The sequence below is a fragment of the Pseudomonas orientalis genome, from assembly GCF_001439815.1.
Taxonomy (GTDB): domain Bacteria; phylum Pseudomonadota; class Gammaproteobacteria; order Pseudomonadales; family Pseudomonadaceae; genus Aquipseudomonas; species Aquipseudomonas orientalis.
The window spans coordinates 117536-135722 of the sequence record NZ_JYLM01000005.1; the positions used below are offsets into that span (position 1 = coordinate 117536).

Consider the following 18187-nt stretch of genomic DNA (forward strand, 5'->3'; position numbering starts at 1 on the left):
CAAATGTGGGAGGGGGCTTGCCCCCGATTGCGGTGTATCAGTGATGGTTGTGCTGACTGACACCCTGCTATCGGGGGCAAGCCCCCTCCCACATTGGATCACATCAGTCTTCGAGTTGGCGGCGTTCGTTTTCGATGGCCTCGGCCAGGGCTCGGGCTTCGTCTTCCTCATCGCTCAGCGGCGGCTGTTCAAGAGCGGCGACGGCGGCCAGCAGTTTTTCGCGGGCATCGGCGACGCCGAGGATGTCTTCTTCGACGTCGGGCGCGGGTTCAACGCTCACCTCGGTCTGCGACTCGTCGGCAGCATCGCGCAATAAGTCATCAAAGTCGGTCTTGATCCCTTGCTCCATGTCGTCCAGTTCCAGCAACAGCGTATGGAAACTGGTCTCGTCCTTCGGTTCTTCCGGCTCGGCGCTGGCGTCGGCCAGCTCCTGAAGGCCAGCCGGGACGGGCGCGTCGTCGAAATCCAGCACCGGCTCGGCTTCCATCTCGCGCAGCTCAGCCAGCGGCGGCAGGTCGTCGAGGTTTTTCAGGTTGAAGTGGTCGAGGAACACTTTGGTGGTGGCGAACATTGCCGGTTTGCCGGGCACGTCACGGTAGCCGACGATGCGGATCCACTCGCGTTCCAGCAAGGTCTTGACGATATGACTGTTGACCGCCACGCCGCGCACATCTTCGATCTCGCCCCGGGTGATCGGCTGGCGATAGGCGATCAGCGCCATGGTTTCCAGCATCGCCCGTGAATAACGCTGCGGACGTTCTTCCCACAAGCGTCCCACCCAAGGGGAAAACTTCTCGCGGATCTGCAGGCGATAGCCCGATGCCACCTCACGCAATTCAAAGGCGCGACCGTCACAGGACTTGCGCAGGATCTCCAGCGCCTTCTTGAACACAGGCGGTTCGGGACGTTCGGCCTCTTCAAAGAGTTCGAACAGGCGCTCCAGGGATTGCGGCTTGCCCGAGGCCAGGAGAAACGCTTCCAGCAAGGGCGCCAGTTCGCGGGGTTCAGTCAGATTCATCGATTCAGCTCGTTATTCGGCTCGCGCCCGCACATGGATAGCCGCAAACGGCTCGTTCTGGACCAACTCGACCAAGGACTCCTTGACCAGCTCCAGGATCGCCATGAAGGTCACCACCACGCCCAGGCGCCCTTCTTCTGCGGTGAACAGCTCGACAAACGGCACAAACCCGCCGCCCTTGAGGCGCTCCAGCACATCGCTCATGCGCTCGCGGGTGGACAGGGCTTCGCGGCTGACCTGGTGGCTTTCAAACATGTCGCCACGGCGCAGCACCTCGGCCATGGACATCAGCAATTCTTCCAGGCTGACGTCAGGCAACAGCTTGCGCGCGCGGGCTTCGGGCGCATCCAGCTTGGGCACCACCACATCGCGGCCTACGCGGCTCAAGCCGTCGATACCTTCGGCAGCCGCCTTGAAGCGCTCGTATTCCTGCAAGCGACGGATCAGTTCGGCGCGCGGGTCATCTTCTTCGGCCTCGACCGTCTCCGAGCGCGGCAGCAGCATGCGCGACTTGATCTCGGCGAGCATGGCGGCCATCACCAGGTATTCGGCGGCCAGCTCCAGGCGCACCGTCTGCATCAATTCGACATAGCCCATGTACTGCCGGGTGATTTCCGCCACGGGAATATCGAGGATGTTGATGTTCTGTTTGCGGATCAGGTACAGCAGCAAGTCCAGCGGGCCTTCGAAGGCCTCGAGAAAGACTTCCAGGGCGTCCGGGGGGATGTACAGGTCCAGCGGCATTTCCATGACTGCCTGGCCATAGACCATGGCAAATGGCAGCTCCTGCTGGGCGCCCGCCTGGGGATCGACGGTTTCCACGACCGACATTCAGGCCTCGACCATGAACGGCGTCGGGTCGCCGCAACCGACGCGGATCACTTCGGGTTCGCCGTCGGCCAGGTTGATCACGGTAGAGGCCTTGCCGCCGCCGAAGCCGCCGTCGATGATCAGGTCGACATGTTTTTCCAGCAACTGGCGCATTTCATAGGGATCTTCCAGCGGCTCGGTATCGCCGGGCATGATCAACGACACGCTCATCAGCGGCTCGCCCAGCTCGGCCAGCAGCGCCAGGGCAATCGGGTGTTCCGGCACCCGCAGGCCAATGGTGCGCTTCTTCGGGTGCAGCAGCAGGCGCGGCACTTCGCGAGTGGCGTTGAGAATGAAGGTGTAGGGCCCTGGCGTGTGCGCCTTGAGCAGGCGGAAGGTGCCCGTGTCGACCTTGGCGAACAGCCCCAACTGCGACAAGTCGCTGCAGATCAGCGCGAAGTTATGATTCTTGTCCAGCTCACGCAGGCGTCTGACCCGCTCGACCGCGCCCTTGTCGCCGATCTGGCAACCAATGGCGTAGGACGAATCAGTTGGATAGATCACCACGCCGCCGGCGCGAATGATCTCGACGGCCTGCTTGATCAGGCGCGCCTGGGGGTTTTCCGGGTGAATCTGGAAGAATTGACTCACGTGTTCTACCTGTTCAGACGGTGGCAATAATGGGGTCATGCTTGAATCGCCCCCACAACAGCGGCAGATCTTCCGGGACCTGGCGATACTCGCCGATCTCGGACCAGCCGCCCGGGCCATGGAAATCACTGCCGGCACTGACCAGCAGACCAAATTCTCGCGCCAGGATCGCCAGGCTGCCGACCTGCTCGGCGGGTTGATGCCCGTTGACCACTTCGATCGCGTGACCACCCGCCCCAATATAGTCGCCGATCAGCTTGCGGCGCTTGCTGCGGGTGAAATCGTAATGCCAGGGATGCGCCATGCTGACCCAGGCCCCGGCGGCCCGCAGGGTGCCGACGGTGTCTTCCAGGGTCGGCCAATGTTGCTTCACATCGCCCAGCTTGCCCGCGCCCAACCATTTACGGAAGGCTTCGGCGCGGTCCTTGACGAACCCTTCACGCACCATCCAGTCGGCAAAGTGCGGCCGGGCCGGTGCATTGCCGCTGTCACCCAGTTCCTGCTGGACCGCGCGGGCGCCGTCAAGGGCGCCGGGCATGCCTTTAAGGCTGAGCTTGCGGCTTATTTCTTCGGACCGCAGCCAGCGGCCATCGTGCAATTGGGCGATGGCGGCCACCAGGGCGGGGGCGTTCTGCTCGAAACCGTAGCCGAGCACATGAATGGTGGCGCCGCCCCAGGTGCAGGACAATTCCACGCCGTTGACCAATTGCATACCCAAGGCATGGGCCGCCGCGCGGGCCTCATCGAGGCCTTCGAGGGTGTCGTGGTCGGTCAGCGACAGGACTCGCACGCCTTTTTCAAACGCACGCGCAACCAGTACCGCGGGCGCCAGGGCGCCGTCGGAGGCCGTGCTGTGGCAGTGCAAATCAACATTCACGGGAGTGTGTAACCTCAAGTCAGCTGGCGCTATCGCAACCAAGGATGTTTGTTATTATGCCGCCACATCCAGCTTCTGGCTCTTACTGTGAAACAATTCATCGACTTCATCCCGCTGTTGCTGTTTTTCATCGTTACCAAGCTCGACCCCAGGGTCATCGAAATCGCCGGCCACGAACTGGCGTTCGGCGGCATCTACAGCGCCACCGCCGTGCTGATCATCAGCTCCATCGTGGTCTACGGCGCCATTTTCATCTCCCAGCGCAAACTGGAAAAAAGCCAGTGGCTGACCCTCGTCGCCTGCCTGGTGTTCGGCGGCCTGACCCTGGCCTTCCACAGCGAAACCTTCCTCAAATGGAAAGCCCCGGTAGTCAACTGGCTGTTCGCCCTGGTCTTCATCGGCAGCCACTTCATTGGTGATCGCCTGCTGATCAAGCGGATCATGGGCCACGCGCTGACCTTGCCGGAGCCGATCTGGGTACGCTTGAACGTGGCCTGGATCGTGTTTTTCCTCTTCTGCGGTGCCGCCAACCTGTTCGTGGCCTTTACCTTTCAAGATTACTGGGTCGACTTCAAGGTGTTCGGCAGCCTGGCCATGACCCTGCTGTTCCTGGTCGGCCAGGGTATCTACCTGTCGCGCCACCTGCATGACACTGCCACCACGCCGAAAACCGAGGACTGACATGCTCTACGCCATCATTGCCACCGATGTTGCCAACTCGCTGGAAAAACGCCTGAGCGTACGCCCGGCCCATGTCGAGCGCCTCAAGCAGCTGCAAGCCGAAGGCCGCATCGTACTGGCCGGCCCGCACCCGGCCGTCGACAGCAACGACCCGGGCGACGCGGGTTTCACCGGCAGCCTGATCGTCGCCGAGTTCGCGTCCCTGGCCGATGCCCAGGCGTGGGCCAAGGCTGATCCTTATGTGGCGGCGGGCGTCTACGCCGATGTCGTGATCAAGCCGTTCAAGCAAGTCCTGCCCTGAGTCCGGTTGCGCCGAACCTGAACGGTTCGGCGCAACCCGATGGCTCATTATTCCCGGTAACCTGCCGACAACATTCTGAATATTCGTGTGGAATCAGGAGTTCCGATGCGCTTACGTCAGTGGTGTCTGTTGACAGTGTTAATGATCGGGGCGACGGCCCAGGCTGAAGAGCTCTCCAATGGTGGCAGCTCCACGCCGCTGTCCTTGAGTGCCGGCAGCCAGATCACCGAATTGCAGCAACGCTTGAAAGAAAGCGAAGGGCTACGCGAAGCATTGAGCAAGCAGCTGCAAGGCGCGCAATCGAGCCAGGAAAGCGCGCAACTGAGTCGCTTGCGCCAGGAGAACCAACGCCTGGCCCAGCAACTCAAAGAGACACAGGGCGGCGCCTTGACCCGATGGCTGACCGAGCAGCAGCAATGGTTTGTCATCGGCGCGGCCGTCGCACTGATCGCCTTGCTGTGCGGTATCTTTGCCAGCGGTGGGCACCGTCGTCGTCGACAATGGCTAAATTGAGTGAGTCATGAGCGAGCTGTTACTGATAGATGATGACCAGGAGCTCTGTGAGCTGCTGACCAGTTGGCTGAGCCAGGAAGGTTTCCAGGTGCGCGCCTGCCATGACGGCTCCAGCGCCCGCAAGGCCTTGGCCGAAGCCGCTCCGGCGGCGGTGGTGCTCGACGTGATGCTGCCCGACGGCAGCGGCCTGGAGTTGCTCAAGCAATTGCGCAACGACCATCCGGAGTTGCCGGTGCTGATGCTCTCGGCCCGGGGCGAACCCCTGGACCGCATCCTCGGCCTGGAACTGGGCGCCGACGATTACCTGGCCAAGCCCTGCGATCCGCGCGAACTCACCGCGCGCCTGCGCGCCGTGCTGCGGCGCAGTCACCCGGCTGCCGTGTCGACCCAACTGGAACTGGGCGATCTGTGCTTCAGCCCGGTGCGCGGGGTGGTCAGCATCGACCAACAGGAATTTACCCTGACCGTCTCCGAAAGCCGCCTGCTCGAAGCGCTGCTGCGCCAACCCGGCGAACCCCTGGATAAACAGGAACTGGCGCAGATCGCCCTGGGCCGCAAGTTGACCCTGTACGACCGCAGCCTGGACATGCACGTGAGCAACCTGCGCAAGAAAATCGGCCCGCACCCGGACGGTCGGCCGCGGATCGTGGCGCTGCGCAGTCGCGGTTACTACTACGCGCCTTGAACGATCATAGACAGCCGCCTCACCCTTACCAAACCTTTACGCTCCCCTGACGGCGGCTGACCTTGCTCTGGGTAACCTACTCACATCCGGACTCACCGGAACAGAGACAGGAGAATCACCATGCGCAAGACCCTTATCGCTTTGATGTTCGCCGCTGCACTGCCTGCCGTCGCCATGGCCGCCCTGCCGGAAGGCCCAGGCCCAGGTCCGATGGGCGGCCCGGAAGGCCACATGATGGGTGGCCCGGGTCACGGTGAACACGGCCCGCGTGGTAAAGGCGGCCCGTTCAGCCAGCTGGATTTGAGCAAGGAACAACGCGAGCAGATTCGCAAGCTGATGGGTGACCAATGGCACGCTCGCAAAGACCTGACCCAGAAGTACCTGGACAAACTGCCGGCCGCTGACCAGAAAGCCATGCAGGACGAGATCGCCGCCGGCAAGCAGAAAACCCAGGCCGGCATCCGCGCCGTACTGAATCCGGACCAGCAGAAGAAGTTCGACGAGATCGTCAAGCAACAAGAGCAGCGCCGTGCCGAGTGGAAGGAATTCCAGGCCTGGAAAGCGCAACAGCCGCAAAAAGCGCAATAATGCCCCAGCGTTAATGCTCCCAGCCCAGTGGCCCCCCGCCGCTGGGCTTTTCCTGTTTGAGGGTTTCCTGTGCGGTCATTGTTCTGGCGCATCCTGGCGAGTTTCTGGCTGGCCATCGCCCTGGTTGCCGGGTTGTCGATCCTGCTCGGGCATATGCTGAACCAGGACGCCTGGATTCTCAGCCGCCATCCGGGCCTCAACAACCTGGCGCAGGAGTGGACGCAACTCTACGAAGCCCAGGGTGAAGAGGCGGCCCAGGCGTTGCTGCAGCAACGCAAACGCCAGTACCACATCGACGTGCAAGTGCTCAACGAAGGCGGCGAGCCGGTGGTACGCGGCACCTTCCCGCGCCGCGCAGCCGCCTTCGAAGCCCGGCAGAATGACAGCCAGGACGGCCATCTGCCCTGGCGGCGCCTGACCGCCGAATACACCAGCGAGAAAACCGGTGACACCTACCTGCTGATTTATCGCATTCCCCATCCGGAGCTGGACGCCTGGCACCGCAGCAGCCTGTTGTGGCCGTTCAGCGCCCTGGCCATTGCCCTGGTGGTGCTGACGCTGTTCAGCCTGTTGGTGACCCTGTCCATCACCCGCCCCTTAAGCCGACTGCGCGGCGCGGTGCATGACCTGGGCCAGGCCACGTACCAGCAGAACAGCCTGGCGCAACTGGCCAACCGCCGCGATGAATTCGGCGTGCTGGCCACCGACTTCAACCGCATGGGCGCCCGCCTGCAAAGCCTGATCGGCAGCCAGCGCCAACTGCTGCGCGACGTCTCCCACGAACTGCGCTCGCCCCTGGCCCGCTTGCGTATCGCTCTGGCCCTGGCCGAGCGCGCCAGCCCCGAAGAACGGGAAAAGCTCTGGCCGCGCCTGACCCGCGAATGCGACCGCCTGGAAGCCCTGATCAGTGAGATTCTGGTACTGGCCCGGGTGGACGCCGACAACGCCAGCGCCGAAGAGATCGACCTCAACCCGCTGCTCAAGACGCTGCAAAAGGACGCCCAACTCAGCGCGCCGGAGCAAGAGGTGCAACTGACGGCCGAGCCCGACCTGCGCCTCAAGGGCTGGCCGACCATGATCGAGCGCGCCGTGGATAACCTGCTGCGCAATGCCCAGCGCTTCAACCCGGCCGGCCAACCCATCGAGTTGCACGCGCAGCGGCACGGCGAGCGGATCCTGATCAGCGTGCGCGATCACGGCCCCGGCGTCGAAGCCGAGCACCTGACCCAACTGGGCGAGCCGTTCTACCGCGCACCCGGCCAGACCGCCCAAGGCCACGGCCTGGGCCTGGCGATTGCACGGCGCGCCGCCGAACGCCATGGCGGCCACCTGATCCTGGCCAATCACCCAGGCGGCGGCTTTATTGCCAGTATCGAACTGCCATTGGCCCCTGGGGTTGTCACACCGGCCGGATGATCTTCTATAGTGCCCCTTCTCTTATGGAGGGCCTTCGATGACTGACCTGCTGACACCCATCCAAGCCGCACTCGATCTACCGCACACCCCGCTGACCCTGAACGAGCCCGGCGCCCTGCCCTCGGCGTTCGCCGTGACTGACCTGGCCGCCGCCAGTATCGGCGTCGCCGGCCAGGCCGTTGCCGAGTTGATCCAGCAACTGAGCGGGCGCTTGCCCGGTATCAGCGTAGACCGCCGCCTCGCCTCGTTGTGGTTCTCCTCATCGATTCGCCCGCTGGGCTGGCAGGTGCCGCCGCTGTGGGACCCCATAGCCGGTGACTACGCCAGCGCCGACGGCTGGATTCGCCTGCACACCAATGCGCCCCATCACCGCGCCGCCGCTGAACGGGTGCTGGGCAAGGTGACCGACCGCACGCAAATGGCGCATCAGGTCGCCAAGTGGAGCGCCGCCGAACTGGAGCAGGCTGTTGTCGACGAAGGTGGGTGTGCGGCGCAAATGCGTAACTGGCAAGCCTGGCAAAGTCACCCGCAAGGCCTGGCGGTGAATGCCGAGCCACTGGTCCAGCGGCAGGCCTTCGCCAGCGCCGGCGACAAACCCTGGCTCGGCAGCGCAGCCCGCCCGCTGGCCGGTATCAAGGTGCTGGATTTGACCCGCGTCCTGGCCGGCCCCGTCGCCAGTCGTTTCCTCGCGGGCCTGGGCGCGAACGTATTGCGCATCGACTCGCCCACCTGGGACGAACCCGGCGTGGTGCCGGAAATGACCCTGGGCAAGCGCTGCGCGCGTCTTGACCTGAAAAGCGCTGAAGGGCGGCAGGTCTTCGAAACGTTGCTCGCAGATGCCGACATTCTATTCCATGGTTACCGTGCCGATGCGTTGGAACAATTGGGCTATGCGGGCGACGCACTGCAACGCATCGCGCCGGGCCTGATCGACGTCAGCCTCAATGCCTACGGCTGGAGCGGCCCGTGGCGCAACCGACGCGGCTTTGACAGCCTGGTGCAGATGAGCAGCGGGATTGCCGAGGCCGGGATGGTCTGGAAGCGGGCGGACAGGCCATCGCCCCTGCCGGTGCAGGCGCTGGACCACGCGACCGGGTATTTGATGGCGGCGAGCGCGATCCGGGCGTTGGGCGAACGCTTCAAATCCGGGCGGGGTGGCTCGGCGCGCTTGTCGCTGGCGCGTACGGCAAAGTTACTGGTGGACGCGGGGCAGGTGCCGGAGCAGCCGGCGTTGCGGGCCGAAGAAGCGGGTGATCAAGGCCTGGTGGTGGAGCAGACCGCCTGGGGCCAGGCGCATCGGCTGCTGGCGCCGCTGACGATCAGCGGCACGCCGTTGCAATGGGATCTGCCGGCTGGGGAATTGGGGTCGCACCGGCCTCAGTGGTGACCTCAAAACCGCTATCGGGGGCAAGCCCCCTCCCACTTTTGAATGTGTTCACAAATCAAATGTGGGAGGGGGCTTGCCCCCGATGAGGCCAGTGCAGTCACTATCAATCATGTCACAACGACAACACCCCACTGTACAGCCCATAGGCCGCCAACCCGGCACCCGCGACCACGCACGCGAAAATGCCTTTTTCCACCGGGGTAAACAACGCCTGGCCCTGCTCGCGCCTGGCCTGGGCGAACAGAATCACACCCGGGGCATACAACAGCGCCGACAGCAGCAGGTATTTCAGGCCGCCCGCATACAACAGCCACACCGCGTAAGCCAGGGCAATCAGGCCCACCAGCAAGTCCTTCATGCGCCGACGCTGGGCGCCTTCGTAGGTTTCCCCACGCCCGCTCAACAGCACCGCATAGGCCGCCGACCACAGGTACGGCACCAGAATCATCGACGATGCCAGGTAAATCAGGGTGGTGTAGGTACTGGCTGAAAACAGCGTGATGACCAGGAAAACCTGGATCATCACGTTGGTCAGCCACAGCGCGTTGACCGGCACCTGATTGGCATTTTCCTTCTTCAGGAACGCCGGCATGGTCTTGTCCCGGGCGGTGGCGTAGAGGATTTCGGCACACAGCAACGCCCACGAAAGCAGCGCCCCCAGCAACGAAACCGCCAGGCCGAGGCTGATCAATATCGCCCCCCAGGGCCCGACGATATGTTCCAGCACCCCGGCCAGGGAGGGGTTTTGCAATTGCGCCAGTTCCGGCTGGCTCATGATCCCCAGGGACAGCACATTCACCAGCACCAGCAGCGCCAGCACGCCGAGAAACCCGATCACGGTGGCCCGGCCCACGTCCGCGCGTTTCTCGGCCCGCGCCGAGTAGACGCTGGCGCCTTCAATGCCGATGAACACAAACACCGTGACCAGCATCATGTGCCGCACCTGGTCCGTCACACTGCCCATTTGCGGGTTGCCCAGGCCCCAGATATCGCGGCTGAAGATATCGGCCTTGAACGCCACCGCCGCAATCACGATAAACATCAGCAGCGGCACAATCTTCGCCACCGTGGTGATCTGGTTGATGAACGCCGCCTCCTTGATCCCGCGCAGCACCAGAAAATGCACCGCCCACAGCAACACCGACGCACAACCGATGGCCAAGGGCGTATTGCCTTGGCCGAACACCGGAAAAAAGTAGCCGAGGGTGCTGAACAGCAAGACGAAGTACCCGACATTGCCCATCCATGCGCTGATCCAGTAACCCCAGGCGGACGAGAACCCCATGTAGTCGCCAAACCCGGCCTTGGCGTAGGCATACACCCCGGAATCCAGCTCGGGCTTGCGGTTGGCCAGGGTCTGGAACACAAAGGCCAGGGTCAGCATGCCCACCGCCGTGATGGCCCAACCGATCAGCACCGCACCTACGCCCGCGCGTGCGGCCATGTTCTGCGGCAGGGAAAAGATCCCACCGCCGATCATCGAACCCACCACCAGGGCGATCAGGGCACTGAGCCGAAGTTTCTGTGCGGGCTGGGACATTGAAGTTCCTCGGAATAAATTTTTTCAGCTGACACTGGGGCGCACTATTAATTCACTTAATAAGCGCAGTGCTTAATAACATATAGACATGTAAACAAAGGAAGTTTAGGCCTATTTAGAATTTAAATAAGGCGGCATGACGCAATCGTCAAACATTAATTAAAAAGTTTGCACATTCTCGAATAAGAACTAGCGTCATACAGCCACGCCAAACCGAATGATTAATCAGGAGGGAGCAAGCGCTCTGCAAAGCGCTTCTTCGGGATTTTCATCGTCCCACGAACTTCCCTTCCAAGCCATTAATTTACAATGGAATGTGCCAATGAAGTGATCTGAGTCAGCTGTTTGATCGGCGCACGGAATTATTCTGTGATCTCTCTCTCCTGCATTGGAGTCATGCAATGTCTGATTCACCCGGAAAACTAAGGCTTGGTGCGCTGGTTGCACTGGTCGTAGGCTCAATGATCGGCGGCGGAATCTTCTCATTGCCGCAAAACATGGCCGCCAGTGCCGACGTGGGCGCGGTATTGATTGGCTGGGTGATTACCGCCATCGGCATGTTGACCCTCGCCTTCGTGTTCCAGACCCTCGCCAACCGCAAGCCGAACCTGGACGGCGGTGTCTACGCCTACGCCAAGGCCGGGTTCGGCGACTACATGGGGTTCTCGTCCGCCTGGGGTTATTGGATCAGTGCCTGGCTGGGCAACGTCGGTTACTTCGTGTTGCTGTTCAGCACCCTCGGTTACTTTTTCCCGATCTTTGGCGAAGGCAATACCCCGGCCGCCGTGATTGGCGCGTCAGTGTTGCTGTGGGCCGTGCATTTTCTGGTGCTGCGCGGGATCAAGGAAGCGGCGTTCATCAACCTGGTGACCACCGTCGCCAAAGTGGTGCCATTGGTGCTGTTCGTGTTGATCGCACTGTTCGCGTTCAAGCTGGACATCTTCACCGCTGACATCTGGGGCGTGAAAAACCCGGACCTGGGCAGTGTGATGAACCAGGTGCGCAACATGATGCTGGTCACCGTGTGGGTGTTCATCGGTATCGAGGGCGCCAGCATCTTCTCGTCCCGTGCGCAGAAACGCAGCGACGTGGGCAAGGCCACCGTGATCGGTTTTATCACCGTGCTGCTGTTCCTGATGCTGGTGAACGTGCTGTCCCTGGGGATCATGACCCAACCGGAACTGGCCAAGCTGCAGAACCCGTCGATGGCCGCCGTGCTGGAGCATGTGGTGGGCCACTGGGGCGCGGTGCTGATCAGCGTCGGCTTGATCATCTCGCTGCTGGGTGCATTGCTGTCGTGGGTGCTGCTGTGCGCGGAGATCATGTTCGCCGCCGCCAAGGACCACACCATGCCGGAGTTCCTGCGCAAGGAGAACGCCAACCACGTGCCGGTCAACGCCCTGTGGCTGACCAACGCGATGGTGCAACTGTTCCTGGTGATCACGCTGTTTTCCGCAAGCACCTACCTGTCGCTGATTTACCTTGCCACCTCGATGATCCTGGTGCCCTACCTGTGGTCGGCGGCCTACGCCCTGCTGCTGGCGGTACGCGGCGAAACCTATGAAAACGCCCTCAAAGAACGCAAGAAGGACCTGTTCATCGGCGCCATTGCCCTGATCTATGCGATCTGGCTGCTCTACGCCGGCGGCACCAAATACCTGCTGCTGTCCGCCCTGCTCTACGCCCCCGGCGCGATCCTGTTCGCCAAGGCCAAGCGTGAACTGGGCAAACCGATATTCACCAACGTCGAGAAGCTGATATTCGCCGCAGTGGTCATTGGCGCCCTGGTGGCGGCCTATGGGCTCTACGACGGCTTCCTGACTCTGTAACTGCATGTTCACTGGAGGATCTGTAATGACCACGGAAAAAGCTAAGTACGGCGTCCATTCCGAAGCCGGCAAACTGCGCAAAGTCATGGTGTGCTCCCCAGGCTTGGCCCACCAGCGGCTGACCCCCAACAACTGCGACGAACTGCTGTTCGATGACGTGCTCTGGGTGGCCCAGGCCAAGCGCGACCACTTCGACTTCGTCACCAAGATGCGCGAGCGGGACATTGATGTGCTGGAAATGCACAACCTGCTGACTGACATCGTCGCCATCCCCGAAGCCCTGGACTGGATCCTGCAGCGCAAGATCACCGCCAATACGGTGGGCGTCGGCCTCGCCGATGAAGTCAGCTCATGGCTGCGCAGCCTGGAGCCGCGCAAGATCACCGAGTTCCTGATCGGTGGCGTGTCGGCCGATGACCTGCCGAGCAGCTTCGGCGGCAGGACCATCGAGATGTTCCGCGAGTTTCTCGGCCATGCCAGTTTTATCCTGCCACCGCTGCCGAACACCCAGTTCACCCGCGATACCACCTGCTGGATTTACGGCGGCGTGACGCTCAACCCGATGTATTGGCCGGCGCGACGCCAGGAAACCCTGCTGACCAGCGCCATCTATAAATTCCACCCGGAGTTCACCAACGCCGACTTCCAGATCTGGTACGGCGATCCCGACCAGGAACACGGCGCTGCCACGCTCGAAGGCGGCGACGTGATGCCGATTGGCAACGGCGTGGTGTTGATCGGCATGGGCGAGCGCTCGTCGCACCAGGCCATCGGCCAACTGGCGCGCAACCTGTTCAAGAACAAGGCAGTCGAGAAGGTCATCGTGGCCGGCCTGCCCAAATCCCGCGCGGCGATGCACCTGGATACCGTGTTCAGCTTCTGCGACCGCGATCTGGTCACCGTCTTCCCCGAAGTGGTCAACCAGATCGTGCCCTTCACCCTGCGCCCTGACGAGAGCAAGCCCCACGGTATCGACATTCAACGCGAGACCACCCACTTTCTCGACACCGTCGCCGCAGCGCTCAACCTCAAGGCGCTGCGCGTGGTCGAGACCGGTGGCAACAGCTTCGCCGCCGAACGCGAGCAGTGGGACGACGGCAACAACGTGGTGGCCGTGGAACCGGGCGTGGTAATCGGCTACGACCGCAACACCTACACCAACACCTTGCTGCGCAAGGCCGGGGTGGAAGTCATCACCATCAGTGCCGGTGAACTCGGCCGAGGCCGTGGCGGCGGCCACTGCATGACCTGCCCGATCATCCGCGACCCTATCGACTATTAAGGAGACTTCATCATGGCTTTCAATATGCGCAACCGCAGCCTGCTGTCGCTGATGCACCACACCACCCGCGAGCTGAACTACCTGCTGGACCTGTCCCGCGACCTCAAGCGCGCCAAGTACACCGGCACTGAGCGTGCGCACCTCAAAGGCAAGAACATCGCGCTGATCTTTGAAAAAACCTCGACCCGCACCCGTTGCGCGTTCGAAGTGGCGGCTCATGACCAGGGCGCCCACGTCACCTACATCGACCCGGTGTCATCGCAGATCGGCCACAAAGAGAGCATGAAAGACACCGCCCGCGTACTGGGCCGCATGTTCGACGCCATCGAGTACCGTGGCTTTGCGCAGGAAATCGTCGAAGAGCTGGCCAAGTTCGCCGGCGTGCCGGTGTTCAACGGCCTCACCGCCGAATTCCACCCCACGCAAATGATCGCCGACACCCTGACCATGCGCGAACACAGCGACAAGCCGCTGCATGACATCAGCTACGCCTACCTTGGGGACGCGCGCTACAACATGGGCAACTCGTTGCTGATGATCGGCGCCAAGCTGGGCATGGACGTGCGCATCGGCGCGCCAAAAGCGCTGTGGCCCCATGACGATTTCATCAAACAGTGCCAGGCCTTCGCTGAAGAAAGCGGCGCCCGCATCACCATCACCGAAGATCCTGCCGAGGCGGTCAAGGGCGTGGACTTCATCCACACCGATATCTGGGTGTCCATGGGCGAACCGGTGGAAGCCTGGGACGAGCGTATCGAGCAACTGCTGCCGTACCAGGTCAACGCCAGAATGATGAAGGCCTCGGGCAACCCGCGGGTGAAGTTCATGCACTGCCTGCCGGCGTTCCACAACAGCGAAACCAAGGTCGGCAAGGACATCGCCGCGCGCTATCCGCACCTGGCCAATGGCGTGGAAGTGACCGAGGAAGTCTTCGAATCGCCGGCCAACATTGCCTTTGAGCAGGCGGAAAACCGCATGCATACCATCAAGGCGATCCTGGTGTCGGCGTTGGCGGATATCTGATTTCTACACAGCTTCTACGGTAGGAACAGGGTCAAAATGTGGGAGGGGGCTTGCCCCCGATGGCGGTGCCTCAGGGACAGATTTTTCGACTGACACACTGCTATCGGGGGCAAGCCCCCTCCCACATTCAGACCAGTGTTCACAACGATGGATTTCAGAAGGACATTTTCTATGCGCATCGTCGTAGCCCTGGGCGGCAACGCCCTCCTGCGCCGTGGTGAACCCATGACCGCGGACAACCAACGCGCCAATATCCGCATCGCCACCGAACAGATCGCCAAGATCCACGCTGGCAACGAGCTGGTGATCGCCCATGGCAACGGCCCGCAGGTCGGCCTGCTGTCGTTGCAGGCGGCGGCCTATACCAGCGTTTCGCCTTACCCGCTGGACGTGCTGGGCGCCGAAACCGAAGGCATGATCGGCTACATCATCGAACAGGAACTGGGCAACCTGCTGGACTTCGAAGTGCCCTTCGCCACCCTGCTTACCCAGGTCGAAGTGGACGCCAAGGACCCGGCCTTCCAGAACCCCACCAAGCCCATCGGCCCGGTGTACGCCAAGGCCGAAGCGGAGAAACTCGCCGCTGAAAAAGGCTGGGCCATTGCCCCGGATGGCGACAAATACCGCCGTGTCGTGGCCAGCCCACGCCCGAAACGCATCTTCGAAATCCGCCCGATCAAATGGCTGCTGGAAAAAAAGGCCATCGTGATCTGCGCCGGCGGCGGCGGCATCCCGACCATGTATGACGAAGACGGCAAGCTCAAAGGCATTGAAGCGGTGATCGACAAGGACCTGTGTTCCTCCCTGCTCGCTGCGCAACTGGACGCCGACCTGCTGGTGATCGCCACCGATGTCAACGCCGCATTCGTCGACTTCGGCAAGCCCACCCAGAAGGCCATCAGCCAAGCTCATCCAGACGCCATGGAACAACTGGGCTTCGCCGCCGGTTCCATGGGGCCCAAGGTGCAAGCGGCCTGCGAGTTCGCCCGCCAGACTGGCAAAACCGCGGTGATCGGTTCACTCTCGGACATCGAAGCCATCGTCCAGGGCCACGCCGGCACGCGCATCAGCACGGCGACACCTGGCATCACCTATCTGTGAAGTAGAGGAGATTCGCCTATGGCTACCTTTGAACCGGGACACTTGCACGTTGAACGCCATGCGCTCAACGAGCATGACTACAGCTACAACCTGCACATCGACTACGAAGTCAGCCAGGACCCCAAGGAAGGCAAGGGCATGCTGTTCAAGCTGCACGGTTCGGTGCAGGGCAAGGACCTCAAGGAAGAATTCTTCCTGCCCAAGGACCAGGCATTCGACTTTGCCCGGCATGCGATGAACATCGCGCAAAAATACGGCATGCCGAAGATGGCCGTGTTGAACGGCTCGATGCACAAGCAGTACGACTTGATGTTCGAGGATGTGCGGCATCAACTGGATGTGAAATCAGGCGATCCGGTCAAACCCGAACACCTGCAATAACCCCTTTCACTGACACACTACGGTGCACCATGTGGGAGGGGGCTTGCCCCCGATGGCGGTGGCTCAGTAACAGATTTTTGGCTGACACACTGCTATCGGGGGCAAGTCGAATCGTCGCACCGCCCCTCCCACATTTGATCTCCATCAGTTGTCAGATTTCACCTGCGCCCCGCGCCAAGGCATACTTGCCGCCTCTGCTCCCCAGAATTGCATTCGCCCCATGCGTATCCACGTCAGCTTCATCGACCGCGTCGGCATCACCCAGGAAGTCCTGGCCCTGCTCGGTGGGCGCAATCTCAACCTGGATGCGGTGGAGATGGTGCCGCCCAACGTCTATATCGACGCACCGACCTTGAGTGCCGAGGTGCTCGAGGAACTGCGCGATGCGCTGTTCAGCGTGCACGGCGTGCAGGCGGTGACGGTGGTCGACATCCTCCCCGGCCAGCGCCGCCACCTGCAACTCGACGCGCTGCTGGCGGCCATGACCGACCCGGTGCTGGCCCTGGACAGCGCGGGCACGATCCTGTTGGCCAACCCGGCGTTGATCGCCCTCTACGGGCGCGAACCGGCCGGCGAAAGCATCGCCGCGCTGTTCAATGACCCAGGGCTGCTGGACACCTTGCTGGAACATGGCTTTCGCCTGCCGTTGCGCGAGATCAGCGTCAACGGCCAGACCCTGTTGCTGGACGCCACGCCGATCACTGATGCCGGCGCCCTGCTCACCCTCTACCCGCCCAACCGCATCGGCGAGCAACTGTCGGCGCTGCACCACGACCATGCCGAAGGTTTCGACGCGCTGTTGGGCGAATCCCCGGTGATCCGCACCTTGAAGGCGCGGGCGCAACGCGTGGCCGCGCTGGACGCCCCGCTGCTGATCCAGGGCGAAACCGGCACCGGCAAAGAATTGGTGGCGCGCGCCTGCCATGCGACCAGCGCACGCCATAGCGCGCCGTTCCTGGCATTGAACTGCGCCGCGCTGCCGGAGAATCTCGCCGAGAGCGAACTGTTCGGTTATGCCCCGGGTGCCTTTACCGGTGCGCAACGCGGGGGCAAACCGGGGCTGATGGAGCTGGCCAACCAGGGCACGGTGTTCCTCGATGAGATCGGCGAAATGTCGCCGTACCTGCAGGCCAAGTTGCTGCGCTTTCTCAACGACGGCAGCTTTCGCCGGGTGGGCGGGGACCGCGAAGTGAAGGTCAATGTGCGCATCCTCAGCGCCACCCACCGCGACCTGGAAAAGATGGTCAGCGAAGGCACCTTCCGCGAAGACCTGTTCTACCGCCTCAATGTGCTTAACGTTGAAGTACCCCCGTTGCGTGCACGCGGCCAGGACATCCTGTTGTTGGCGCGCTACTTCATGCAGCAGGCCTGTGCGCAGATCCAGCGCCCCGTCTGCCGCCTGGCGCCCGGCACCTACCCGGCGCTGCTGGGCAACCGTTGGCCGGGCAACGTGCGCCAGTTGCAAAACGTGATCTTCCGCGCCGCCGCCATCTGTGAAAGCAGCCTGGTGGACATCGGCGACCTCGACATCGCCGGCACGTCCGTCGCCCGCCAGAGCGACGGCGAAATCGACAGCCTGGAACAGGCGGTGGAAGACTTCGAGCGCGACCTGCTGGAGAAGCTCTACACCAGCTACCCCTCGACTCGCCAACTGGCCAGCCGGCTGCAGACCTCCCACACCGCGATTGCCCATCGTCTGCGCAAGTACGGCATTCCCAACAAGCCCTGACACCAAAAGTCAGCAGATTTAAAATGTGGAATACAAACCCATGTGGGAGGGGGCTTGCCCCCGATTGCGGTGTGTCAGCCAACTTATCTTTCACTGACCCACCGCTATCGGGGGCAAGCCCCCTCCCACATTTGAAATGCATTCCAGGTTTTGGTCTGAGAACGACGTCCGCCGTCCTGAAATCGCTACAGCGTAACGATATCGCTACAACCCTGCTTTTTGCGCGCCATGCAAGGCTTTGATCCACATAGTCTTTTTTTCTCACGTCCAACTGTAGCGAAATCGCTACAGCGAAAACCCGCCGTGTTCTCTGCTTCTTCAGCAACTTATTGTTTTATAACACTTTAATAACCTTGGCCGCGATATTGCTAAGCA

General features: G+C 62.0%; 18 protein-coding genes. 13 read left to right on the top strand and 5 right to left on the bottom strand.

What is annotated here, in order from left to right:
* Positions 1-103 precede the first annotated feature (103 nt).
* From scpB to TU82_RS14220, 4 genes are read right to left on the bottom strand one after another with little or no spacing between them, the layout of a single operon-like run.
* Complete coding sequence (gene scpB / locus TU82_RS14205) at positions 104-1018, bottom strand: SMC-Scp complex subunit ScpB (protein ID WP_057723808.1); 915 nt, start codon at positions 1016-1018, stop codon at positions 104-106.
* A gap of 12 nt (positions 1019-1030) precedes the next feature.
* Positions 1031-1849, bottom strand: a complete 819-nt coding sequence (locus tag TU82_RS14210) for a segregation and condensation protein A (protein WP_057723809.1) — start codon at positions 1847-1849, stop codon at positions 1031-1033.
* Positions 1850-2479 (bottom strand): L-threonylcarbamoyladenylate synthase, encoded by a 630-nt coding sequence (locus tag TU82_RS14215; protein WP_057723810.1) that lies wholly within the window; start codon positions 2477-2479, stop codon positions 1850-1852.
* A 13-nt stretch (positions 2480-2492) separates the two neighbouring features.
* On the bottom strand, positions 2493-3356 hold the full coding sequence (locus tag TU82_RS14220; protein ID WP_057723811.1) for a PHP domain-containing protein: 864 nt from the start codon (positions 3354-3356) through the stop codon (positions 2493-2495).
* 87 nt (positions 3357-3443) lie between these two features.
* Here TU82_RS14220 and TU82_RS14225 point away from each other — a divergent pair, with 87 nt between their 5' ends.
* From TU82_RS14225 to TU82_RS14255, 7 genes are all read left to right on the top strand, one after another.
* Positions 3444-4037: a septation protein A gene (locus tag TU82_RS14225; protein WP_057723812.1), complete on the top strand. Its 594-nt coding sequence runs from the start codon at positions 3444-3446 to the stop codon at positions 4035-4037.
* 1 nt (position 4038) lies between these two features.
* Positions 4039-4338, top strand: coding sequence for a YciI family protein (locus TU82_RS14230; RefSeq protein ID WP_015885584.1), 300 nt, complete (start codon positions 4039-4041; stop codon positions 4336-4338).
* Positions 4339-4443: 105 nt separating this feature from the next.
* The gene (locus tag TU82_RS14235; protein WP_057723813.1) at positions 4444-4851 is read left to right on the top strand and encodes an SH3 domain-containing protein; all 408 of its coding nucleotides are present in this window, start codon (positions 4444-4446) and stop codon (positions 4849-4851) included.
* A gap of 7 nt (positions 4852-4858) precedes the next feature.
* Positions 4859-5536, top strand: coding sequence for a response regulator transcription factor (locus TU82_RS14240; protein WP_057723814.1), 678 nt, complete (start codon positions 4859-4861; stop codon positions 5534-5536).
* A gap of 120 nt (positions 5537-5656) precedes the next feature.
* Positions 5657-6124, top strand: coding sequence for an LTXXQ domain protein (locus TU82_RS14245; RefSeq protein ID WP_057723815.1), 468 nt, complete (start codon positions 5657-5659; stop codon positions 6122-6124).
* Positions 6125-6193: 69 nt separating this feature from the next.
* The gene (locus TU82_RS14250; RefSeq protein ID WP_057723816.1) at positions 6194-7540 is read left to right on the top strand and encodes a sensor histidine kinase; all 1347 of its coding nucleotides are present in this window, start codon (positions 6194-6196) and stop codon (positions 7538-7540) included.
* Positions 7541-7577: 37 nt separating this feature from the next.
* Positions 7578-8927, top strand: a complete 1350-nt coding sequence (locus TU82_RS14255) for a CoA transferase (protein ID WP_057723817.1) — start codon at positions 7578-7580, stop codon at positions 8925-8927.
* 112 nt (positions 8928-9039) lie between these two features.
* Here TU82_RS14255 and arcD (TU82_RS14260) read toward each other — a convergent pair whose 3' ends face one another.
* A complete protein-coding gene (gene arcD / locus TU82_RS14260) occupies positions 9040-10467 on the bottom strand; it encodes an arginine-ornithine antiporter (protein ID WP_057723818.1) in 1428 nt (475 codons plus the stop codon).
* A 401-nt stretch (positions 10468-10868) separates the two neighbouring features.
* Between arcD (TU82_RS14260) and arcD (TU82_RS14265) the strand changes: the two genes are divergently transcribed.
* From arcD (TU82_RS14265) to TU82_RS14290, 6 genes are all read left to right on the top strand, one after another.
* Positions 10869-12296, top strand: coding sequence for an arginine-ornithine antiporter (gene arcD / locus TU82_RS14265; protein WP_057723819.1), 1428 nt, complete (start codon positions 10869-10871; stop codon positions 12294-12296).
* A 25-nt stretch (positions 12297-12321) separates the two neighbouring features.
* Positions 12322-13578, top strand: coding sequence for an arginine deiminase (arcA, locus tag TU82_RS14270; protein WP_057723820.1), 1257 nt, complete (start codon positions 12322-12324; stop codon positions 13576-13578).
* A 12-nt stretch (positions 13579-13590) separates the two neighbouring features.
* Entirely contained in the window at positions 13591-14601 is a 1011-nt protein-coding gene (locus TU82_RS14275; protein WP_057723821.1) for an ornithine carbamoyltransferase, read from the top strand.
* Between the two features lie 171 nt (positions 14602-14772).
* A complete protein-coding gene (arcC, locus tag TU82_RS14280) occupies positions 14773-15702 on the top strand; it encodes a carbamate kinase (protein ID WP_057723822.1) in 930 nt (309 codons plus the stop codon).
* Between the two features lie 18 nt (positions 15703-15720).
* Positions 15721-16083, top strand: coding sequence for a DUF5064 family protein (locus tag TU82_RS14285; RefSeq protein WP_057723823.1), 363 nt, complete (start codon positions 15721-15723; stop codon positions 16081-16083).
* A 220-nt stretch (positions 16084-16303) separates the two neighbouring features.
* Positions 16304-17812, top strand: coding sequence for a sigma-54-dependent transcriptional regulator (locus tag TU82_RS14290; protein WP_057723824.1), 1509 nt, complete (start codon positions 16304-16306; stop codon positions 17810-17812).
* The last annotated feature ends 375 nt before the right edge of the window (positions 17813-18187 follow it).

What these genes read in the sequence shown, in the direction of transcription:
- scpB (WP_057723808.1), bottom strand. Translation starts at nt 1,018, where the DNA reads ATGAATCTGACTGAACCCCGCGAACTGGCGCCCTTGCTGGAAGCGTTT.
- TU82_RS14210 (WP_057723809.1), bottom strand. Translation starts at nt 1,849, where the DNA reads ATGTCGGTCGTGGAAACCGTCGATCCCCAGGCGGGCGCCCAGCAGGAG.
- TU82_RS14230 (WP_015885584.1), top strand. Translation starts at nt 4,039, where the DNA reads ATGCTCTACGCCATCATTGCCACCGATGTTGCCAACTCGCTGGAAAAA.
- TU82_RS14235 (WP_057723813.1), top strand. Translation starts at nt 4,444, where the DNA reads ATGCGCTTACGTCAGTGGTGTCTGTTGACAGTGTTAATGATCGGGGCG.
- TU82_RS14240 (WP_057723814.1), top strand. Translation starts at nt 4,859, where the DNA reads ATGAGCGAGCTGTTACTGATAGATGATGACCAGGAGCTCTGTGAGCTG.
- TU82_RS14245 (WP_057723815.1), top strand. Translation starts at nt 5,657, where the DNA reads ATGCGCAAGACCCTTATCGCTTTGATGTTCGCCGCTGCACTGCCTGCC.
- TU82_RS14255 (WP_057723817.1), top strand. Translation starts at nt 7,578, where the DNA reads ATGACTGACCTGCTGACACCCATCCAAGCCGCACTCGATCTACCGCAC.
- arcD (WP_057723818.1), bottom strand. Translation starts at nt 10,467, where the DNA reads ATGTCCCAGCCCGCACAGAAACTTCGGCTCAGTGCCCTGATCGCCCTG.
- arcD (WP_057723819.1), top strand. Translation starts at nt 10,869, where the DNA reads ATGTCTGATTCACCCGGAAAACTAAGGCTTGGTGCGCTGGTTGCACTG.
- arcA (WP_057723820.1), top strand. Translation starts at nt 12,322, where the DNA reads ATGACCACGGAAAAAGCTAAGTACGGCGTCCATTCCGAAGCCGGCAAA.
- TU82_RS14275 (WP_057723821.1), top strand. Translation starts at nt 13,591, where the DNA reads ATGGCTTTCAATATGCGCAACCGCAGCCTGCTGTCGCTGATGCACCAC.
- arcC (WP_057723822.1), top strand. Translation starts at nt 14,773, where the DNA reads ATGCGCATCGTCGTAGCCCTGGGCGGCAACGCCCTCCTGCGCCGTGGT.
- TU82_RS14285 (WP_057723823.1), top strand. Translation starts at nt 15,721, where the DNA reads ATGGCTACCTTTGAACCGGGACACTTGCACGTTGAACGCCATGCGCTC.
- TU82_RS14290 (WP_057723824.1), top strand. Translation starts at nt 16,304, where the DNA reads ATGCGTATCCACGTCAGCTTCATCGACCGCGTCGGCATCACCCAGGAA.